The 1,255-nt window shown below is 35.9% G+C and carries 1 protein-coding gene; it reads right to left on the bottom strand.

The genetic code is table 11. The features are described 5' to 3' along the window. The coding region (locus IEV18_RS16960) for a transposase (protein ID WP_229733710.1) at positions 1 to 1,255 on the bottom strand (1,255 nt) is incomplete at both ends.

Here is a 1,255-nt window from a genome sequence, read left to right as displayed (position 1 = left end):
TGCTGGTGCGTATCGCTTCTAACAGAATTGAGGATATTTCTTTTGCCGTTTTCTTAAAATGCTTCAAAGCTTTGCTTCCATTTTCAAATAACTGCATTAGAATATCCGCAATCTGTGTTAGAAGGTAGTGATTCTTCATCGCTACATAATGGCGACTACTGGCATGTTCAATGTGATACCGAATATTTTTTTGACGATTAAAGCCCTGGTTTTCAATCTTCCAACGGCTTCGCCCCGCATTTATTAGTTTACGTGCATTTCGATTCGTTACCTTGATATTTGTGATAAATGTAAAAGTCTTTTTCTCCTGATTTTTAACGAAGTGATATTCAAGTATGTTCAATGTTCTTTGATTATACGCAATATCGTTCACCCAGCATATGTCTTCTGATAGATTTTCCATCGCCTTAATATCTTGAAATTCTTTGGCAACGCTTTTGATTCTACCTTCTTTAAATCGCATCATGTACTTCCACCCGTACTTATCGCATTGGGTAAATACGCCTTCGCAGGCATAAAGACTATCTCCTAGGATGCATATGGGTAATCTCTTAAATGCTTGTTTTATTTTTTTGGCCAACCGATAAAATGCTTTTAGTTCACAATCTTGTTTAGATACATCCTCCGATTCGTTTTCAATAAACTCGGAAGCTATACTTAGGACCATGTCACCTACTACCAGTTTGGCTTCAAGTACATGATGCATGTATACAGTTTTTTTCTCACCAGTTGCTTTATCGGTATATTCCCGTCTTAAGCAATGGTCGCAATGCTTTTGTTGAAAACTAAAAAGCCCTGTCCCATCAATGATGATCCCCCAATACTTCCCGTTTATCCGATACCGATCAAAACATCTTTTGGCAAGCAATTGTTTGATCATGTACGTTCGGATTTTTTCCAGTTCTGTTGGTTCCAGCCTGGATAAAAAGTCATTAATAGTATCGTAATGTGGCAGCTCTTTCAGCTCACTACATCCCACTATCTTTTGGAAATTATGGATACACTCGTCTTTATTAAATTGATCTGTCATACTCCGCATACTTTTTAAATCAAAGGCATTTTTTAAAATGGTCATCATAAGTAGGATATCACTATTATAGGTAACATAGCTTTGATGCCTTGGATCATTTATTCCATTAAGTTTATCATCTAAATTTTCAAAGAAGTGTTTTCTGACTTTTTCCAGCTCGAAAAAATAATTTGTATCTTTTTCACGTTCTCTTTTTTCTTTCCTTGTCACCATATTTAAAACTCC

This window comes from Compostibacillus humi (assembly GCF_014637175.1).
Taxonomy (GTDB): Bacteria; Bacillota; Bacilli; order Bacillales; family Amphibacillaceae; genus Oceanobacillus; species Oceanobacillus humi.
The sequence above is the reverse complement of the archived record's forward strand: the minus strand, read 5'-3'. Positions and strand labels throughout refer to the sequence as shown.